Source organism: Bradyrhizobium daqingense, from assembly GCF_021044685.1.
GTDB classification, from domain to species: Bacteria; Pseudomonadota; Alphaproteobacteria; order Rhizobiales; family Xanthobacteraceae; genus Bradyrhizobium; species Bradyrhizobium daqingense.
Genome location: NZ_CP088014.1, coordinates 1,548,844 through 1,568,667, shown reverse-complemented (window position 1 = coordinate 1,568,667; position 19,824 = coordinate 1,548,844). Strand labels below are relative to the sequence as shown.

At 60.5% G+C, this 19,824-nt stretch carries 11 protein-coding genes and 4 pseudogenes; 5 read left to right on the top strand and 10 right to left on the bottom strand.

The genetic code is table 11. The annotated features are described in order from the left end of the window. Positions 1 to 937: 937 nt before the first annotated feature. Positions 938 to 1,093, top strand: a complete 156-nt coding sequence (locus LPJ38_RS07260) for a hypothetical protein (RefSeq protein WP_018646329.1) — start codon at positions 938 to 940, stop codon at positions 1,091 to 1,093. On the opposite strand, the gene LPJ38_RS07255 is transcribed toward LPJ38_RS07260, so the two are convergent. The 7 genes and pseudogenes from LPJ38_RS07255 to LPJ38_RS07225 all read right to left on the bottom strand — a co-directional run. Next, entirely contained in the window at positions 1,090 to 1,368 is a 279-nt protein-coding gene (locus LPJ38_RS07255) for an HU family DNA-binding protein (RefSeq protein ID WP_011091019.1), read from the bottom strand. The two genes, LPJ38_RS07260 and LPJ38_RS07255, sit on opposite strands and share 4 nt — an antisense overlap. Before the next feature lie 237 nt (positions 1,369 to 1,605). Next, positions 1,606 to 2,952, bottom strand: coding sequence for an IS5-like element ISBj5_B family transposase (locus LPJ38_RS07250; RefSeq protein WP_011084757.1), 1,347 nt, complete (start codon positions 2,950 to 2,952; stop codon positions 1,606 to 1,608). Between the two features lie 352 nt (positions 2,953 to 3,304). Beyond that, entirely contained in the window at positions 3,305 to 3,949 is a 645-nt protein-coding gene (locus LPJ38_RS07245) for a group II intron maturase-specific domain-containing protein (protein WP_197982510.1), read from the bottom strand. 613 nt (positions 3,950 to 4,562) lie between these two features. Then, a pseudogene (locus LPJ38_RS07240) lies at positions 4,563 to 5,630 on the bottom strand (recombinase family protein); the annotation flags it as partial. Between the two features lie 140 nt (positions 5,631 to 5,770). Further along, the gene (locus tag LPJ38_RS07235; protein WP_231088522.1) at positions 5,771 to 6,046 is read right to left on the bottom strand and encodes a ribbon-helix-helix protein, CopG family; all 276 of its coding nucleotides are present in this window, start codon (positions 6,044 to 6,046) and stop codon (positions 5,771 to 5,773) included. Positions 6,047 to 6,197: 151 nt separating this feature from the next. Next, positions 6,198 to 6,917, bottom strand: coding sequence for a reverse transcriptase domain-containing protein (locus LPJ38_RS07230; RefSeq protein ID WP_167520831.1), 720 nt, complete (start codon positions 6,915 to 6,917; stop codon positions 6,198 to 6,200). Between the two features lie 1,292 nt (positions 6,918 to 8,209). Continuing rightward, a pseudogene (locus tag LPJ38_RS07225) lies at positions 8,210 to 8,500 on the bottom strand (ISNCY family transposase); the annotation flags it as partial. Here LPJ38_RS07225 and LPJ38_RS07220 point away from each other — a divergent pair. Beyond that, positions 8,492 to 8,671: pseudogene (locus LPJ38_RS07220) on the top strand (IS21 family transposase); the annotation flags it as partial. The pseudogenes LPJ38_RS07225 and LPJ38_RS07220 sit on opposite strands and share 9 nt — an antisense overlap. A 1,754-nt stretch (positions 8,672 to 10,425) precedes the next feature. Here the strand turns inward: LPJ38_RS07220 and LPJ38_RS07215 are convergent. Then, the gene (locus LPJ38_RS07215) at positions 10,426 to 10,707 is read right to left on the bottom strand and encodes a DUF3892 domain-containing protein (protein WP_370057846.1); all 282 of its coding nucleotides are present in this window, start codon (positions 10,705 to 10,707) and stop codon (positions 10,426 to 10,428) included. 767 nt (positions 10,708 to 11,474) lie between these two features. Between LPJ38_RS07215 and LPJ38_RS07210 the strand changes: the two are divergent. After that, positions 11,475 to 11,771: pseudogene (locus LPJ38_RS07210) on the top strand (integrase core domain-containing protein); the annotation flags it as partial. 287 nt (positions 11,772 to 12,058) lie between these two features. Here the strand turns inward: LPJ38_RS07210 and LPJ38_RS07205 are convergent. Continuing rightward, positions 12,059 to 13,405, bottom strand: coding sequence for an IS5-like element ISBj5_B family transposase (locus LPJ38_RS07205; protein ID WP_011084757.1), 1,347 nt, complete (start codon positions 13,403 to 13,405; stop codon positions 12,059 to 12,061). 3,135 nt (positions 13,406 to 16,540) lie between these two features. Between LPJ38_RS07205 and LPJ38_RS07200 the strand changes: the two genes are divergently transcribed. Beyond that, positions 16,541 to 16,792: a DUF7662 domain-containing protein gene (locus tag LPJ38_RS07200; protein WP_014490241.1), complete on the top strand. Its 252-nt coding sequence runs from the start codon at positions 16,541 to 16,543 to the stop codon at positions 16,790 to 16,792. A gap of 1,293 nt (positions 16,793 to 18,085) precedes the next feature. Beyond that, positions 18,086 to 18,679 (top strand): outer membrane protein, encoded by a 594-nt coding sequence (locus LPJ38_RS07195; RefSeq protein WP_011082835.1) that lies wholly within the window; start codon positions 18,086 to 18,088, stop codon positions 18,677 to 18,679. Between the two features lie 744 nt (positions 18,680 to 19,423). Here LPJ38_RS07195 and LPJ38_RS07190 read toward each other — a convergent pair. Further along, positions 19,424 to 19,681, bottom strand: a complete 258-nt coding sequence (locus LPJ38_RS07190) for a hypothetical protein (RefSeq protein ID WP_014490244.1) — start codon at positions 19,679 to 19,681, stop codon at positions 19,424 to 19,426. Between the last annotated feature and the right edge of the window lie 143 nt (positions 19,682 to 19,824).

The window sequence follows — 19,824 nt, the reverse complement described above, 5'->3', positions numbered from 1 at the left end:
GAATGGTAGGTCGATCCGATCGTCTTGAGCGTCAGCCAATTTGGATGACGGCAACGACTCCGGCGTTGCGCCCGGCAAAGTTCGGGCCGCCCCCAACTCCACGTTGTCGCGGCAATTGCACTTATTCTGATCAGTCGAGCAAGTCTCATCTAAATCCCTGGGCCGACGACGGAGAGACCGCCACGGTCGGGCGGATCGGTCACCGTGTTCCAGCAAGCGACGTGCCATCAAAGATGGGCAACGCTTGCTTGAAAACAGGCGCAAACACGCGCTCCGGACCGCGAGGAGGTGAGGCTTGCGCTTCGGTGTCCAGTCTCGAACAAAAGAGCTTGAACCAGACACACCTGTGCAGCGCCTATCGTGACTGACGGCGACTAGTCTCTCTCAATCCGACGGTCGCCATCTTCAAGGAAGGCAGCGACGACGACGAAGAGGAATTCAGGCACGTAACTTGCGCGGTTGCGGCCACCGATCCGTTGGCAGCCGGGAAGTTGACCATGAAAGACTGCGGCGCCAAGGCTGCAACCCTAAACTGCCCGATCGAAGAGGAACAGTTGCAAAGGCTCGGCTTGGGCCCGATGAGCTGATAGCTATACAGGATGACGAGATCGCTCCAATCATCCCCTGACCCGGACGCCACTAAGCGCTGCACGGCGGCATCGCGGTGGGCCTCGTGGAATCGCCCAGATAGCGATACCTTCACCCGCCTCGCAGACGATTTTCTCGGTCGTCGGGGCCATTGCCGTCAGCATCACGGCCTTCGTCCGACTCACCGGAATGGCCGCAGGCGGACCAGCCAAACACCGCTTGACGCGCGGCTGATATCGGTAGGACGGTGGGGCCGCTCCAGGCATCCAGACTGGCACCAAGCCTTCATCATCGAGCCTGCGCTAACCGCGGCTTTAGCGCCGATGGTGCGAGCTCGGAAACAGAGATCATGGAGGACACCGTGGCGACCATCAGCATCTTCCGGAAGACCGGCAACAACGAGTTGACCGGTCCGATCCGCACGCTCGCCTTCAACGTCAAGGCACGGCCCGTCTCGCATCGAGAACCCTCGGACAAGGGGGCCGGCCTGCGCTCCTGCCTTTAGCCGTTCAGCACATCCTTGAGGGCCTTGGCCGGGGCGAACGTCAGCTTCTTCGCCGCCGCGATCTTGATCGTCGCGCCAGTCGAGGGATTGCGGCCTTCGCGTTCCGGGGTGTGCTTCACCTTGAACTTGCCAAAGCCCGGCACATTGGTTTCAGCGTCGCTCGCTGCTGCATCGGCGATAGACTTGAAGACACCGTCCACGATGGCCTTGGCTTGCGCCTTTGGCAGATTGTACGCCTTGGCGATCTCGTCGGCGATTTCAGTGGCGGTGGTCATGGTGTGACGTTCCTCGGGGATGTCGGTTGCAATTGGCTGCGCGCAGCCTCGGCGCTCTAAGCATAGAGGAGCGCGCATCGCAGCCACGTCAAGACGCGGCCTGGCCGCTTGCGCGAATTATCCCATGGATTCGGCTTACGTGAGCAGCTTTCGCGAACGGGTCTGGCGCGCAAGCCGGCGATTGGCTGCATTCTTCTGGGTGATGGCCGGAGCGAACTCGTCATAATTAGTCGTCCGTTAAGAAGCCGGATTGATCGAGGCTGGCCGGGCGAGCGTGCGCCATAGCTGGGCCAGGAACAGGCACAAGAGATATCTCAGCCAGGCGAGGATGCGGCGGAAGTTGTGTCCGACGGCTGAGAGGACGACGTTGGCGGCATCGCCGGCGCGGCCTTTGAGGTAGCAGCGCCCGAGGTGGCCTTCCGCCTTCAGGTGTCCGATGATGGGCTCGATGGCGGAGCGGCGGCGCAGCTCGCGCTTGATGACACCGAAAACGCCGCGCTTCTGGCCGGAGATGAAGACGCGACGGGGATTTTGTGCGTCGTGGCCGCGGTATCCCTTGTCGACATAGGCCCGCTCGATCGGACAGCCGGTGAGTGTCTCGGTGCGGTCAATGACGTCCCGCAAGGTGTGACCGTCGTAGGGGTTGTCGGGCAGTGCGCTGGCGTGCAGCACGAACAGGCCACCGGGAGCCCGGCGGTTGTTGGTGACGATGGAGGCCTTCACGCCGAACTCGTAAGGCGCGCTGGCCTTGCCCTTGCCGATGCACTCCACTTCCGGGGCATGGAAGGAATAGAGCTTCCAGCCGCGCTGGCGCTGCTGCTGCGAGCGGATCTGCGTGGCCCGGCCGAGCGGGAGGGCGAACGCCTGCTCCAGTGCTGGCTGGCCTTCGATCTTGCGGCGGATGTCGCGGATGATCCGGCCCAGCCGGCTACGCAGGATACGCAACTGCCGCTGATGCCGCCTGAACTGTTTGGCATGGGCGTAGCGGCCGGCCATCATCGCGGCGGCCTTGGCGATGCGAGCATAGGATTGCCGCAGCCTGACGCCGTGCCTGATCGCCAGGCGGTTGAGCCCCTTGATGGCCGCATGCAGCAGCTTGGCATCGGTCGGAAAGGTGATGGCCTTCGGCTGCACCGTGGTGTCGACCGTAACCCGCTTGAGGTCCTGGCTGCGTAATGCACCGGCCTCGTGCGCTACCCGCAAGCTCTCGGCCAGCAGCAACTCCAGCTTGTCGCCAAGCCGCTTGCGCCAATGGCTCAGGTCCGAGCGCTCGTGCGGGAACGTGTGCTGAAAGAACTCTTCCCCGGTGAAGAACTGGAAGTATGGGTCATGGACCCAGCGCTCGCACACCTCCTCATCGGACAGCCCGTAAATGTGCTTGAGCAACAGCAGACCGATCATGAAGCGCGTCTCGATCCCGGGCCTGCCGTTCTCGCTGTAGAGCGGCGCGATCTCGCCGTCGATCCAGTCCCAATCGACCTTGCCGGCGAGCAGAACCAGCTCGTGCTTCATATTGATGATCTGGTCGAGCCGAGCCCGGAACAGATCGTTCGATCCCGTCGTCTTGTGCTTCTTCGGCCGCATCGTTCCCTCCGATGCAGACAAGGAATCATGCTTCCCGCTTCGAGGGAATCCACGAAAACCAAATCGCAAGGTTCTGACGCCCAAAGCATCAAAACCTTGCAATCTGGAAATGCCCCTTAGCCCAAATCGAGATTCCCGATCAGTGGCTTAGTCCTTCTTCACGGACGACTAATTAGCGCGGCTCTTTTGTAGCGCGCGTTTGGCATCGGCGAGTTCGATTTCAACGGCCAATCCAAAATGTCTTGCAGTGGCAGACTTTCGAACTCCCTGAAATCGGGATAGGGGGAAGCCTCGCGGCTCCGCCCCTCCCACACCACCGGACATACGGGTCCGTATCCGGCGGTTCAGCGGATTATGCGGGTCGCCGTGCCGCGACGGAAGCCAAGCCGAGTGAGGCAAAGAAGCCGTTTGGCAGAGCAATGGTGAGCGCGGGGCTGTTCGCGAGCCGCCAAGGGCCACGTGGGCTGCCGGCGGTTTGCGCCGCCAGATCCCGGCCGACGCCGCGGCGTCGCAACTCGGCAAAGCGAGCGGGTCCATACTTCCATTGCTTCCAGGCAACGGCGCGCAACCGTCGCCTGATCCACTGGTCAAGCACGCGCAACACCGACGGGGTTTGACAGAAGCCGAAGTAGCCGTGCCACCCAATCAGGTAGGTCGACAGTTCTTTGGCGATCTGCACGAGGCATCGACCACGCGTGCGTCGCGTGAGCTCCCGAACCTTCGCCTTGAAGCGGGCGAGTGCCTGCGGCGCGATGCGCCGCCGCGGTTCTTGCCCGCCGGTGAAGCTGAAGCCCAGGAACTTGCGAACACTCGGTTTGGCAACCGCGCTCTTCGCTTTGTTGATCTTGAGCTTGAGGCGCTTTTCGAGGAACCTCTCGACGCCAGCCAGCACCCGTTCGCCCGCCCGCTGACTGCGCACGTAGATGTTGCAGTCGTCGGCGTAACGCACGAAGCGGTGGCCGCGCTTCTCCAGTTCCTTGTCCAGCACATCCAGCATCAGGTTCGACAACAGCGGCGAGAGGGTTCCCTGAACGCAAAAGATAACTTTGCGGTGGGGGAGCGGTCACGGAGCTATTGGCGGCGCCGGGCGCCTTTCCACCGGGAGGGGTGGGTGGGAGGGGGATGGAGTGGCGGATGACGATCTTGTCGTCGCCAACGAGGACTTCCTTCACGAGAAGGCGCAGCACGCGTTGGCGTTCGATTATATCGAGCGCGCCGACGGACGAGCGGAGGCGCTCGAGGAAGCTAGTCACGGATTCAGCGAGACGCAGACAAACCTCCTGCTCCTGCGATTGGTCTTCGATCGCCTGCAGCGCCGACAAGCAAGCCTGTTCGCGGCTACGCAAATCGGGCATGCGACTGCGCAGCTCTTCAAGTGAGAGAAGGCTCTCTTGATAGGCCGTGAGGAGACGCTCGATGCTTTTCCGGGAACGCGCAAGATCGCGGCGAAGCGTTTCCTCCCGGCGCTGTGTGGGATCGGAGTTGCGCGCCGCCTTGAGCCGGCGCTCAAGTTCGTCTTCGATGAGCTGTCGGTCTTCAAGTAAACGCGCGATCTCTTTCCATACCACCTCGTCCAGCAAATCCTGGCGCGTCGGGCGACTGTCGCAGACCGGCCCGCCGAGCCGGCGCCAGCCATCCGAGCCCAAGCAGCGGTAGTAATGGATGGTTCGAGCGCTCGACCTGGTCGAGGTGCGATAGAGCCCATAGCCGCATTTGGCGCAGCTCAACAATCCTTGCAGGGCGCTCGGCGTGATCGTGCGTCGCGGGGCATGCTTCTTGTTGGCTTCCAAAAGCTCGTTCGCCAATGCGAAGGTCTCTTCGCTGATGATGGTCGGCACAGGGATTTCGATCCACTCTGTGCGAGGAAGCTCATGATTTGCGCTATTGCGAGGAGCGACGCCGCCGCGCAATCGCAACGGCCGCGTCACACGCATGCGCGGCGCGATCCGCGTCTTGCCAAAGCAGGCCGTTCCTTTATACGCGGGATTGCGCAGCATCGCCCAGACCGTCGAGCGCTCCCAGCGGCCTGTTTCTTTGGCTGTCGGAATCTGGCGCTCATTGAGCAGGCGCGTGATGGCGCCGATGCTGTGGCTTTTTGCGGTGTAAAGCTCGTAGACCCAGCGCACGATACCGGCCTGTCGCTCGTCGATCTCATAATAGGCGGCAGAGTGATCGGTCTTGCGCTTGTAGCGATAGCCAAACGGAGCGCCGGAAAGCACGCTCACTTGGCCTTGAAGGGCGCGATGGCGCTTCCCTCGCCGCGACCGTTCCAGGATTTGCGCGCGTTCATATTCGGCGATCATGCCCTGAAACTGCAGCAGCAGCTCGTCTTCCGGCGTCGCTGCCCGTCTCGAGCGAATGAACAAGACTTCGACGCCGGCGCGCGCGAACTCTTCGATAAGAAGGATTTGATGCGCATAGCGCCGGCTCAGCCGATCGGGAGCGTAGACGAGCACGGCCTGGATCCGCCCTTCTGCGGCGAGGTCGCGCAGTCGTTCAAGTCCGGGGCGCAACAAGCTCGCGCCGCTATAGCCGTCGTCTTCGATCACCCATTCCGCCGGCACGTCGCAGTTCTGCTCGCGCGCGAAAGCGATCAGCGCGCTCGTCTGACTGGCGATCGTGTTCTCCTCCTTCTGTTTGTCCGACGACACTCTGGCGTAAATCGCGGCGGTCTTCATCTTCGCCTCCCGTCACATCGGCGCCAGCGCGCGCGAAGCGCACCTGATCTGGAACGAGAATTTCGTAAACCTGTTCAAGTTTGACGGCGACGAGGCGATCGAACGCAAATTCGAGTCGAACGTCGCGTTTTTTTCGCCGCTCAGCCATCTTCGCGGACAGACGCGAGATAAGCGGCCACCGCTCGGCGCATCACCTCGCTTGCCGAAAGCCTGGAAGCCGTCGCATGCGTCTGGAGTTTTTGGGCAAGATCGGCCGGCATCTTCAGGGAGAGCGTCACTGATGGCTGCGGCGCGGGAAGGAGCCGCTCCCTGCTTTTGGCCACTTCGAGATAGCGATAGGCCTGCCGCAGCGACAAGCCGCTTTCGCGCGACAGCACCAAGGCCGCCTCCGCCATGCCGATTTTCTTCGCGAGCAAGCGTCGCGCCGCCCTCAGCCGCTCGGCTTTCTGCGCTTGCGTCGATCGAATCATATGACATAACGGTATTACCTTTTGCGTCTCAAATCAACAACGGCTCTATCACGCCAGCCGACGATGACGCGTTCAAAGCGGAAGTTATCTTTTGCGTTCAGGGAGCCATCGGACCGCCCTGCGGCGTGCCCTCTTCCGTCGGACTGACCAGCCCTCCTTCCAACACACCCGCATTCAGGAAGGCGCGGATGAGCTTCAGGATGCGCTTGTCAGCAACCCGCTTGGCAACCAGTCCCATCAGGATGTCGTGGTTGACCCGGTCAAAGAACTTCTCCAGGTCGATGTCCACCACGATGCTGTGGCCGGCCGCAATGTACGCCTGCGCCCGTTCCACCGCCCGATGTGCCGAGCGCCCCGGCCGAAAGCCGAAGCTCGTCTCGGCGAACGTCCTATCCCAATCCGCCTGCAGCACCTGCATCACCGCCTGCTGGATCAAGCGGTCGAGCACCGTCGGAATGCCGAGCGGCCGCAGGCCGCCCGACGCCTTCGGTATCTCCACCCGCCGCACCGGCTGTGGCTTGTAGGTGCCGTCAAGCAACTGGGCTCGGATCGCAGGCCAGTGCTCCTTCAGGTGGGCTGACAGCTCGCCGACGGTCATCCCGTCGACGCCCGCCGCGCCCTTGTTGCGCTTTACTTGCGCCAACGCTGCCTTCAGATTCTCACTCTCGACAACGTCTTCCATCGACGGTCCTGCGACCGCCGGGCGTTCGAGACAGACTTCCGCCGCACGCGCTTCAGGCTCTCGGGCGCCGGCGCTTCGGGCTTCACCCTCCGCTCCGGGGCTCAAGTTCAGCTCGACCTGATTCTTCTGCCGCATGGCTCGCACGAGATCGCCGCTCTACTGACCACTTCCACCGTTCAGGCCTTCAGCGGCGCGCTGCCGCCTACTACGCCCTCGGCTGACTTCTGCGCTGCGGTCAGGCCGTCTTGCGACGGTCTCAGTCTCGTTGCCGAGACACAGCGCAGACCTCCCGAGGTAAGACCGACCGCCTTCACCGCACGCCCGCCGAATTTACCACCCCGACCTTTGATGACCTTGGACTTCGCGATCAATTGCTCGCTCGTCCGGCCGGGTAGGCCTCGTTATCCGGTGTTTGTCCATCGGGCCGCGGCTTTGCTCCACGCTTTCTTCAGACCCCACCTCACGATGACGCCCTTGCGCTTCGCTAATCCTTCGCCGCCATCAGGCTGGATAGAGGACTTCCACCTCCAAGCTGTCGCTCATACTCGGCACACAACGAAAAACCCCGGCATGAAAGCCGGGGCCCCGTGATGCCACGGCGTACATCCGGCCGTGACGATCAGGCGACAGATTGCATTTGGTTCTTAAAGAAAATGTGACCTTTTGCGGCCGTCGCTCTTGAATGTCGCGCCAATCAATCGCGATCACACACTGTTCCATCCGCGCGTTCACCCTGTCCGGTATAAGATATCCGTGTCACGAAGGGTATTCGTGAGGTTACGTCGAGCCCGCCACCGACGCCGGCACGGCGTCACGTATGGAATCGTCCAGATGGCGATGCCTTCACCGACTTCGTACACAATATCTGCGGCCGTCTGCACGATTGCCGTCAGCACCACGGCGTTCATCCACTTCACGGGCTGACCGCGCCCTAGCCAACAGGGCAGATCTTGCCGCGGAGCTGCTAGCGTCACACCGAAGGGGCTGGACTGGATCAGGCACCCCGAGTGCTCGCGGTCCTCGTCTTTGAAGCTGGACTGAGAGCGACCTAAGCGTCGAGGCTCGACCGATCATCGCAGACAGGCAGGTTCGTGGCGGTCATTGTGAGGGGCATCGACCAAGCGGCGGCGGATCACAGACACGGCCAACGACTCTCGTGAGCGCGGCGTGTTGCCGAGGCTTGATCGCGGAAGCGGAGATTCGCAATCGCCGGGTCAGAGAGCCAATCACCATTGAGTTCGTTGGGCCGGGCTCTCGGTATAGCGCGACGATCTGGGTGGGAAGACGTATTGCCTCTCATATCGATGCTCCCGGGCGCGATCAGTTGCCTCATTTATTTTGCTCCTGGCCTGAGTTGAGGAGGAGGCCGGGTGCGGAGATGGCCGGGGTTTCGGAGCGCCCGGCCTCCTCCGCTGGCACCTCGCACGTCATTGGGGTGTTGTGACCTCATGCCCTGGCGGCATTTTTTCTGAAGCAAACAGCAGCGCATTCGCTTGCTCGCTGCGCCAGGATTTCAACCGACGTTGAAGGGTTCGAAGAAGCTTGTTCGGATAGTCTCCAGGATATTCCACCTGCAGGCGCGAGAGCAGTTCGCTGCCGGTCCGCCAAGGCTCGGCTTCAAACCATTTTCTCAAATCTGACGTTGCCCGGATAAGCGGATCGGGACGACGCCGGCCCCTTTTAGCCTTCACGATTGGCCGATCCGTCGGGCGCTTGGCGGCGTGCCGCGGGAGCATCGCAGCGACAGCCTGTCGGCAGCGTTCCGCAATCTGGCCGCCGACGCACGGGAGGATCTGACGCAGCGCTACGCCGGGCTGATGGGCCACTATGGCATGGCGCCAACGCGCAACAATGCGGGCATCGCACATGAGAACGGCTCGATCGAGAGCGGGGAACGCGTCTTCACGCACCAGAGCATAGCTCAACGGCTTTGGGACCAATATAGATGGGCCTCCCGCACGCGCCGTCGCCCCTACACTCTCAAACAACACTAAGAACCTTCTAGGCCGAACGAATCCGTTGGTCGGGCGGGCGGGCGGGCGAGTCTATTTGGTCGAAGAGACGTGGGAGCCGGGAGTGTCTGAAATCGTGACGCCAATCGGCCGTAAGCGGGCAATAGATTGGCTGAGCGCCAATCCGACCCGCCGTCGTGATGCGGCTGCCACTGATCGTAAGCGGGCCGAACGCCTTTTTAATGCGGCCTGATCGATCTGCAAAAGACCGAGGCTGAAATACTGGCAGGCTGAGCGGCGTTAAGTCGCTCAGTCTGGCCTATCAATTTAGGTAGGCCACGCACGGCGGCTTTCTCGCTAAACCGCACTTCAGCTCCCAGCGGATTAAGGTTCATGGGAAAGCAGGGTGTGGGTTAGCCTTTATGATCCGAGGGGCTAACTTCACGGGGCAGTGCGGATGCCGCAGGGATAGCGCCTCTATCTAAGCCCCCCAGCCGATAAAGGCGCCGAGTCGCATCCGCGCGGCTCTTGAGCCGACGAGGAAATCATGGCACCAAAGGCTAAGCCTTTAAGGCATTTGCGCGCGCGGGACATTGCTGAAGCGGTCCATTTCGCGACGCGAGTATCCTATAAAAGGTGGCCGACGGGCGTGTGGTTTGAGCTAAGAGATCGGATGGTCAGAACAGCCGACGGGCAATTCTATCTTATCGAAGATCACCCCATTAAGCTTGACGGCCATGAAGTCGCACGGCCTTACAGTCTAGCGAGCGTCTTTGCGTGGCTGCATGATTGCCCACAACAGATTGAGCTTTGAACGGCCCAAGCGGGCCGCTTTTCGTTTGTAAATTTTCCGCGCGGATCTTTGTCAGCTTTTGGAAAGCTAGCCCGAATACTCAGCCATTGAGCTTAGCGGCGCGTGGCAGGGACAGTGCGTGCCCCGGTGTACGCGAGGGGGCTAGAGCGCCGAGTCACGTCACCGCTAATCTCAATTGCAGCGCGGGCGCGGTAGGGACAACGCCCGATTCTTATCCTGACCTGGCGCCGAGCCGTGCCCGCGTTGCTTCCGGTCGCTGAGACTGATCGCCCAAGCGTCTGGCGGCAACCAGTCCTGGTAGTTGCGCCACGGGCTTTCCCGGACGATACTTTCCGCCGTCAGCTTCAGTCGCTTGACGCTGGCCATGTTGAAGTTGGCGGGGCGTGGTAGGGACAGCGCCTCTAATTCCAGCTCGGGCGCGGAGTCACGTTGCCGCTAACTTCTACCATAGGTCCAAATGGACGGTGATCATCAGCGTGACAGACCTTCGCCCGCAGAGCTGAGACGTTCGGAGCGGATACTACGCGCCGATCAGATCGCACCTCGGGGCCTCACTAAGGCCAACGCAGCCGCCTATTGCGGGTGCTCCAAGGACGCGTTCAACACGTGGATTAAGAAGGGCTTGGTACCGGAGGCTATCCCCGGCACTCAGCGTTGGGATCGCAAGGCGATTGATTGGTATCTGGACCGGGCGTCCGGTCTGCCTACCGGGGAGACCGCATCGAGCGATCCGCTCCCAGCCTGGCTGACCTCAGAACGGAAGGCTGGCAGATAGGAGCGTACACGTCCAACCTTTTCAAGTGACTCTCGGGAGGCGCTCTATCAAAATTATACTACTGATCAGCCGGATCGCCAATGAACTTTATCCTTGCGACAATTAGGGGCACTCAGGGAGTGAAAGCAAATTGTCCGGTTGAATGCCGTCGGCCTTCGTCTTGATGTACTTGTGCCCGTTGTGGACGGCCACAATCACATCGGCCGTGCGCTTTTCCTCGACATAGAACTCCCATACACCGTTTTCGATTTCTTTGATCGTGTGATCGACGGATTGCTTCCACCTAGACCCGTCCGGGTTTACTCCGCCAACGTTTTTGATTCGCTCGTGAGGGTTCTGCCTGTCAGTCTTGTTGATGCATTGAATTCGTATGCGGCTGGTCACTCGGGTCTCTCCCATCTGCAAGAAAAAAGAGCCTCAGTGTGGACCTCGGCCGTGGGTTAGTGTGCCGACCAATCCCAGTAGGTTGCCTTGCATCCTTCTCGGCGCCGAGTCGCGCCCCCATTGCCAGGCGACCGTGACTGTGATGCGGCAACCAGTTCTGGTAGTTGTGCCACGGCTTTTTGCGGTGGATGTATCCTACCGACAGCCTTCTTCCCTCCCGAAGCTGGCGGTGGAGTTAGCGGCGCGCGTGGTAGGGACAGCGCTTCTTCTTCTCTCAGATTGAGCGCCGAGCCACGTGGCCGCTAACTCCCAACCATGGGGCCAAAGGATGCATATATTCGAGCGGCACATCACGGCCCTACGGTCGCAAGCGCTTGAGGTGCTTACAGCCAATCAGGCCCGGGCGGCCGATCAGTCTTTGAGCCTGGCAGATCGCCAAGTCGCGACATTTGATGCCGAGGAGGCTCGGGCAGTGTTAGGCATCCTCGACAGCGTGAAGCCCAATCTTAGGCCGAACGACGCGCGGCGGATCGCTGCACGCATACGCGCGCTTCTAGAGTGGGAGGGTTGAGTGCCGCACGACTCTCTCGGGGACAAAGGCGGTCAGCCCCGGTCTTCGGCGACGGTCTGGTCAACAAGGCCTACTTAAACTCGTGAACATCAGCGGCGAAGGAGTTCGACTAGGCAGCTCTCCGGCAATTCATGTCCTGTAGGGTAGCCAAAGTCATTTCGATGAAACGTCAGCTTTCTTGACCAGCACTTTAACGTACGTATCCATCAAGTACACCGAGCGCCTGGCTGAGGCTGGCGTCGAGCCGTCTGTCAGCAGCGTCGGAGATTCCTATGACAACGCTCTTGCCGAAACCATCAACGGTCTCTACAAGGCCGAGGTGATCCATCGGCGCGGGCCATGGCGCAGCTTCGAGGCCGTCGAGTTCGCCACTCTCGAATGGGTCGACTGGTTCAACAACCGGCGGCTCCTGGAGCCCATCGGAAACATCCCGCCGGCCGAAGCCGAGCAACGCTACTACGCCATGCTGGAACAACCAGCCAAGGCGGCATAACTTAAACCAAATGGCCTCCGGCAAACCCGGGGCCGTTGACTATGATTGCCGGAAAGAGCTTCAGCGAGCCTGCGAACAAACCCCTTCGCCTTTTCCTTGGGTATCGTCGTGACGACGGACATGCGCCCGTGCGACTCTTGCTTGCGGGTGCTCAACTTGGGCGCCGCTCGAGCAGGATAGCGCCGATGAGACGCAACCTTCGCTTGCAGCATCGAGTGCAGGCCGCTTAAACTCTCGCCCCTGAGGAGCCCGACGCTCCTTTCGCCAGCCGCCTAATCAGTCGTCCGTTAAGAAGCCGGATTGATCGAGGCTGGCCGGGCGAGCGTGCGCCATAGCTGGGCCAGGAACAGGCACAAGAGATATCTCAGCCAGGCGAGGATGCGGCGGAAGTTGTGTCCGACGGCTGAGAGGACGACGTTGGCGGCATCGCCGGCGCGGCCTTTGAGGTAGCAGCGCCCGAGGTGGCCTTCCGCCTTCAGGTGTCCGATGATGGGCTCGATGGCGGAGCGGCGGCGCAGCTCGCGCTTGATGACACCGAAAACGCCGCGCTTCTGGCCGGAGATGAAGACGCGACGGGGATTTTGTGCGTCGTGGCCGCGGTATCCCTTGTCGACATAGGCCCGCTCGATCGGACAGCCGGTGAGTGTCTCGGTGCGGTCAATGACGTCCCGCAAGGTGTGACCGTCGTAGGGGTTGTCGGGCAGTGCGCTGGCGTGCAGCACGAACAGGCCACCGGGAGCCCGGCGGTTGTTGGTGACGATGGAGGCCTTCACGCCGAACTCGTAAGGCGCGCTGGCCTTGCCCTTGCCGATGCACTCCACTTCCGGGGCATGGAAGGAATAGAGCTTCCAGCCGCGCTGGCGCTGCTGCTGCGAGCGGATCTGCGTGGCCCGGCCGAGCGGGAGGGCGAACGCCTGCTCCAGTGCTGGCTGGCCTTCGATCTTGCGGCGGATGTCGCGGATGATCCGGCCCAGCCGGCTACGCAGGATACGCAACTGCCGCTGATGCCGCCTGAACTGTTTGGCATGGGCGTAGCGGCCGGCCATCATCGCGGCGGCCTTGGCGATGCGAGCATAGGATTGCCGCAGCCTGACGCCGTGCCTGATCGCCAGGCGGTTGAGCCCCTTGATGGCCGCATGCAGCAGCTTGGCATCGGTCGGAAAGGTGATGGCCTTCGGCTGCACCGTGGTGTCGACCGTAACCCGCTTGAGGTCCTGGCTGCGTAATGCACCGGCCTCGTGCGCTACCCGCAAGCTCTCGGCCAGCAGCAACTCCAGCTTGTCGCCAAGCCGCTTGCGCCAATGGCTCAGGTCCGAGCGCTCGTGCGGGAACGTGTGCTGAAAGAACTCTTCCCCGGTGAAGAACTGGAAGTATGGGTCATGGACCCAGCGCTCGCACACCTCCTCATCGGACAGCCCGTAAATGTGCTTGAGCAACAGCAGACCGATCATGAAGCGCGTCTCGATCCCGGGCCTGCCGTTCTCGCTGTAGAGCGGCGCGATCTCGCCGTCGATCCAGTCCCAATCGACCTTGCCGGCGAGCAGAACCAGCTCGTGCTTCATATTGATGATCTGGTCGAGCCGAGCCCGGAACAGATCGTTCGATCCCGTCGTCTTGTGCTTCTTCGGCCGCATCGTTCCCTCCGATGCAGACAAGGAATCATGCTTCCCGCTTCGAGGGAATCCACGAAAACCAAATCGCAAGGTTCTGACGCCCAAAGCATCAAAACCTTGCAATCTGGAAATGCCCCTTAGCCCAAATCGAGATTCCCGATCAGTGGCTTAGTCCTTCTTCACGGACGACTAATCAGCCTCAAATCATTTGACAACGGACAACGGTTGCCCCGCTTGTGCGGTGCCATCAACCGGTCGGCCCTCTGCTGAGATGTTTCGTTGTCGTGCAGAACTTCGAGACTACAGACGCGAGCGATCGCCACGACGCGGCGCGAGATTCGCTGATGGTTCATGGATTTTGCTTTTAGCTCTGATGCCGGTAGCGGACTGGCTGCCGGGGTTCAGAAACCGTAATCGTGACCGGCCAATGTGCTTTTGGGGTGCCCTTGGACACGGGCGCACCGTCCCCGCCGAACGGGGCTGTTAGCACGCTGGCCCATTGATGGCCACTGATGCTGTCTTCGGTTTCTGAGACCCAAGCCTATGGTCGCACACAACCTAGACGGTTGCAATGTTAATATTCTACTCTAGGCGCGACGAAACCGCGCGCTTCCGTTGCAAGGCTCGACGCTGAAAGAACTTGGCCTTCCATTTGTAGATGCTGGCGTCGCTGACGCCGCCGATCTTGTTGACCTGCGACGAACGCCTTGTTCCCCACGCAGACCAAGGGCACGCCCGCTGCAGAACCTGGCACGGCAGCGCTCGACAGGGCCGGCCTCAGAAGCGCGGTCGGAAAGTGGATAAGTGTTCGGTGTGAGATTCCGCCCTGCTGATGCCACGCGCTTTGGTGTTGCGGGGCGGGCGTGGCGGGAAAGGTCGGCGCCGATCTCATGTGGTCAGCGATTAGCTGGCTGGTGGGGGTATGGGTCGTGGCCATATGTCCACTCGATTCTAAATTGGTGGTTTCCCTTTGAACGAGAACCTGAGCGACGTGCCCTGCCGCGGCGTCGACGGCGACGCGGTCGCCTCTTCCTCAGTGGCGTAGGGGCCGGAGTACTCAAAATTGAGCGCAACCTTCCACCGGCCTTTATGGCGCGACACGAAGTATTGAACGCCAGCCATAAAGCTTGCTCCGGCCTCGCCCCTGTGATCGACAGATGGCCTTACTCTGCAAATCTGCCGCGGTCGCCTCAACTACCGAATTTGGTGGGCTCGGAAGGAGCAGCGCCTTGTAGTGATAGGGCTGGACTGTTGCTGTGACCGGGGAGACCAACTGCCGGGCCTTGGTCGCTTCCCTTATTCACGAGCGATCGCGGCTGCAATCGGCGAGATCGAGTGTCGAGAGCGAGATGTCGCCTAGCTGCTAGCCAGTCTTTTCTCTCTCGTTAGAGTCAAAGGCTGGATTGATGACGGATTGGGAGACGATCCACTTTTCCATTATGACCGTGATCCCAAGCTCTTGTTCCGTCTCAGCCCTCGGGAAAACATGCGTTCGATCGTCAAACTCGTCAGGGTCCCTCACGGTAGCAGCACGATTTGAGCCGAACCGCGTTGCCGCGCCCTTTCTATTGCCCCCCTGCACGCCCTGGGGAACGTCATTGGGATCTCCGTTCTTAATTAATAGTCTTTGACTGCAATACTGGGCGATATGATCCGGAAGCGCCGATAGCGGCGCCCGCTTGGCTTCTTCCCGTACTCGCGCTCCCACGTCGAAGTGTCAATCCGCACATCCGTCATGTTCGCTGATCGCCTCAAAGATTACAACCTTGCCCTAGCGACCGTGCTTCAGAGCGTCAATTCCTTCGAGCTGGTCGGGGTTGGGCTCGTCCTTGATGTTCCAACGGATATCGCAAGCCGCCGAATCTTCTCCAATCGAACAAGCGCCTCTTGGAGTAACGAGGCTCGGAATTTGCAAGTCGTCGGCGCGGGGTGGCGCTGCTCAGCCGTCCTTCGGAAATCCCTCCGTTCAATGCAGAAACACCATAGCGGCGGCACGCCTGACAGCTCTTTATTTCCGTCAGCTACAAATTCTTGTAGTTGACCCGCGCGGTGTCCTCCGGGCTGAATCGCGATCAACCCCACAGGAGAGCAAAGCTATGTCTCCACTAGAAGCAATCACCCGTTGGCTGGACTCACAAGATTTGGGCATGCAACTTGAGATCGCCGGTTTCGCGACATTCTTGGTTTTCGGGGATGATGACACTTTCACGCTCGGCGACTCGGAGCAGCTCGAGTCTCTTTACCGATGGTTGAACGAGCCAAGCTTGGCATCGGGCATCGCCGCCGAACGTGCCCTGACCTTTCGAGTGTACTTCGCTTCCTTGGCCGAGGATAGATCGACGGGCGCCGGATGGAAGCGAACCGAAGTGTTGGTGCGGAGAATTCTGAAAGACGCTACGCGAGACGGGAGGTTTGCCGCTGCCCGCAAGGCGCAAAGGATGCTTGAGCTCTTGCCCGCCCGAAAAGAGAGCTGGAATCAGGTCGTGAGATCCTGGAATGAATTGGCCGCGACGTATCTAACACACGAGGCTCTCAGTAGTTGGAGCGCCGCCGAGAAGCTCCGAGGCCTGAGGGCGATTTCAAGCACCAGCGTTCCTGTTGCTGGGCTTGGGTCGCCTCATCGAGGCGCTGCTTAATTCTGGTAAAGCCGCAATTCCCCTGTGCTGCGGGGCGAGCGTCTGCATGCACCTGTCGGATCCATGGCGGCCACGCTAGCCGCTTAAAAGCATGACAGCGCATTGAAACTGACCGTCAGGGCCACCGGAGGATATCTCCACCCGACCGGCGGCCCACTTGCGATGCTGTAGCACAAGAGCCGAAACCGGCATCTCAATGGCAGGCACGGCTTCGCGCTTTTCTTCGAACATATGCCAATGCCAGCGGGCCTAACACATCGAGATGAACGAAAGTCTCCGGATAGGCTATATCGTTTCGGTAGCTTCATTGCTCGAGAGCCGCTCAGGCCGATGTTCAGGGCCGTAAAAGGTGGTACGTCCGCCTGCCTTCGGCGCAGACGTGGCTGCTGCTCGACATGATGTCGCGGCGGCGTCAGTGCCGCTGCGAACGAAAACCGACAAATATCGGACAAAATCCGCAATTGGTGACGAAAAGTCCGGATTGGCTATATAATATGAGATCGTTGGATGGGGGAGCCCGATGTCGATCTATAACCCTTTGAGAGACAAGCTGGTCGCAAACAGCTCTGCCTCGCTCAAGATGACCTTTGCCGACATCGAGATGCTTATCGGTCGCTCCCTCCCGAAATCAGCGTATGAATATGATGCGTGGTGGGCCAACGAAGACCCCGTCAAAACAAATCACAGTCACAGCCTTGCGTGGACAGTTCCGGGGTATCAAGCCGAACCAAATCGATTGCAGCGGACAGTAACATTTCGGCGCAGGGGGTAGCATTTTCCGCAAAAGCGAATGCCTTGAACCTGGTTCGCTAATTCGACAATCGAGGATGCGTCGTGAATGAAAATGATCACGCGACACGACTAAGCCCGTATCGACAAGACATGATATTTCTTATCGCAGTAGCCTCTCCCTCCGTTGGCAGCAAGCAAGGGGCGGCCGGGCGCCGATACGCGTGCCGAGCTCGATCTTGGCGTCCCTCATCTCCGCCAGCAGAGCCACGGGATCGAGCGTGCGATAGCTCTCGAAGGCGCCGTTCGTTTGACGCCTTTGCTCAGCTTCGGATGCGCGAGAGCGCACTCAGGGATCATCGCCGCTTCGAGTTTGGGACGGAGCGGATCGGCGACCTTGCCGAACTGCGCCGTTGCAGCTTCTGCATCGAACTCGGTGACGATGAAGGCGAAGACGACACGGCGCCCGGTCTTCCAGCAACCGGCTCACGTGGCTGTTGGAGATGGGTGCCGTAGTCGGCCGCTCCGAGCGCAGTCGTTCAATACCGAACTCGGCTGGGAGTTCTGTGAGAGCTCCTGGAATAGCCAGTTCTCGGGATGTCGCTCGGCCTGTTTCGCGGCTCAAATTTCATGTATCGAAGAGGGTACTGGCCGTGATCGAGAAGGCCAGCCGCAGCAAGAAATTCTGGACTCTTAACTCGATGCGGCGCCGAGCCTTATCGCCGGCCCCTACACACGCCTCCGTCTTACTGCGGATGCATCGTCCGCCCGGAACGAAATGGATTGAATGCGGCTCGTCCGTCGAAGCTTCGCCGTAAGCGGGAACACTTGCATCCAATGGCCGACGAACGGTCGATACGGGCGGAACGAGGACACGCGGAGCAGCTGCAATCAGGAAACTGACTCGCTGTCGATGCGCTGACTCTTGTCATGCTGATGTGCTCGAAGCCGCGCAGGACGGGTAACCGCGATTAGACATTTTCGGGTCAAGCCACTTAATCAACAGTCGGCGGACAGCATCCGCGACCGACCCGACATGCACTTTGCCCATCGACCGGCCGCTCAGGCGGCGCTTGCGACCCCGTCAACTACCAACCCTTGCAGTTGATGGAGGTGGCGGAAACGTGGCAATCGTCGTCAATATCCCGTCGGGGGCGTCGAATTCGAAACTGGGATTCAGAAGAATAAAAAAATTGCTAGCGGGCACGGTAGCCCTCAACACGCTGGCTGCTCCTGCCTCTGCCGTTGATCCGGCCGCGCGGCCTTACTTCAAAGCGCCTCCGGCGGTCATTCCGATCTATGATTGGAGCGGCTTCTACGTCGGCAGTGCTGGGACGTGGTCAACGCCGGCGGCGTGGTCGTCGCTCCGCCCGTTGGCATGGGGCGCCATCATGCGACGGGAGGCACGGTGGGCGGTCACATCGGCTACCGCTGGCAAATAGCGAACTCGGTGTTCGGTCTGGAGACGCAGGGCAATTGGGCCGATTTCAAGGGCTCCAACGCGAACCTTGCTTTCGCAGGCGTCCGGGATGACTCCACGCTTGATGCATTCGGCCTGTTCACGGGCCAAGTCGGCTATGCTTGGAATAACGTGCTGCTCTATGTAAGAGGTGGGGCTGCAGTCGTCCGTGACAAATACCGGGTCTCCGATTTTGCGACCGGGCTCACTATCGACAACGGCAGCGAAACTCGTTGGGGCGGCACGGTAGGGGCGGGCCTTGAATTTGGCTTTGCTCCGAACTGGTCCATCGGCGTTGAATACGACCACCTGTTCATGGGTCGTCGGGATGTGGATTTCTTTTTTTCACCCGGACTCGTGGGTGTTCCGGTGGGCACTTTTGCAGGGACTGCCCGTATCGGTCAGGACGTCGATATCGGCTTGGTCCGTGTGAACTACCGGTGGGGTGGCGTGATCGCCACGACCTATTGATCGATCTTCGCCAAAATGGCGCGGGTTCGCACCAATATCCTGAGCCGCATCGCGGCATAGAAACCTTGGCAACAGGGACTCGCATCAATAGCGCTATCGGCTTCTTGTCGGTACATCGGCTCGAGCTGGTTAGGCGTGGTTCAAAGGAATCTGGCTGATCTGGTTATGACGCAGCGCCACGGCGAGATCGCGGCGAACTCAAGCGTGCTGCCGTGGTCGAACGCCAGCCGCTTAGTGGCTGGCTGCGCCGATTTCCCGGCCCCGTGCCTCCACCTGCATCACCGTCGGCTTTCCGGCCGTCGGAGAATGATGAGGCAAAAAATAGTTTTGTCGACCGTCGTAGTTAACCCGGCCCTCGCTTAGGGAGACACAGGTCATCGATTACAATCGTTCCGGTCGGCCGCAGCACGCTCATCGCACAGGCAGCGCACTGAAATGCGAGCCGAGGTGCGAGCCGGGCGCACCTTCGTGCTACGACTTGGTCGACCAGGTCGAGGCCGCACTGGCCACCTCGGACGAAAGGCCGACGAGCGGTCGAAGCGGCGCTCGTGCGAGGGTGGGACATAACGTCGACGACGTGATGGCTTGCGTCATCGTCGCTGCCGATCTCTGCGCCCGATCAGCCTGCCGAACCCCCGCTGGCGCGGATCAATTGGGAGCGCCTCGGAGAGCGGATGCAAAATCTCGAGAGGTGGATCGGCAGCGCTGAAGCGGAACTCTTGTGTTAGGACAGAAACGCGGCTGTCATCCGAGCCGCATTGCCAGCGTCTGCTCGTAGTAGATCACCTCCGCGAAGCCACGGCCGAGGAAGACCGCCAGTGGGTCGGCGACGAAATCAAACGCGAAGGGGGATGAAGAACAAATCGGTTTGCCTGATCCGACCGGGCTGCAATGAAGATGACCCCCTTTGACAGGGTTGCCCCTCTTTACAACTTCCGATTGCGTGATAGTAATCCCCTCTAGCCCTAAGAGGGGGGCGGCCGTGGCGATCATCGAGAACATTCGTCTGCTCAAGGGCGTAGCCGTGTTGCGCTGATTGACTTCATGAAGGTGGTTGACGAGACCCACCTCACCGACCTGCGGAAATACTGTAAACCCTAGCCGCCATCAGCAATGGAGCGCATGTACCGGCTTAACCCAACAAA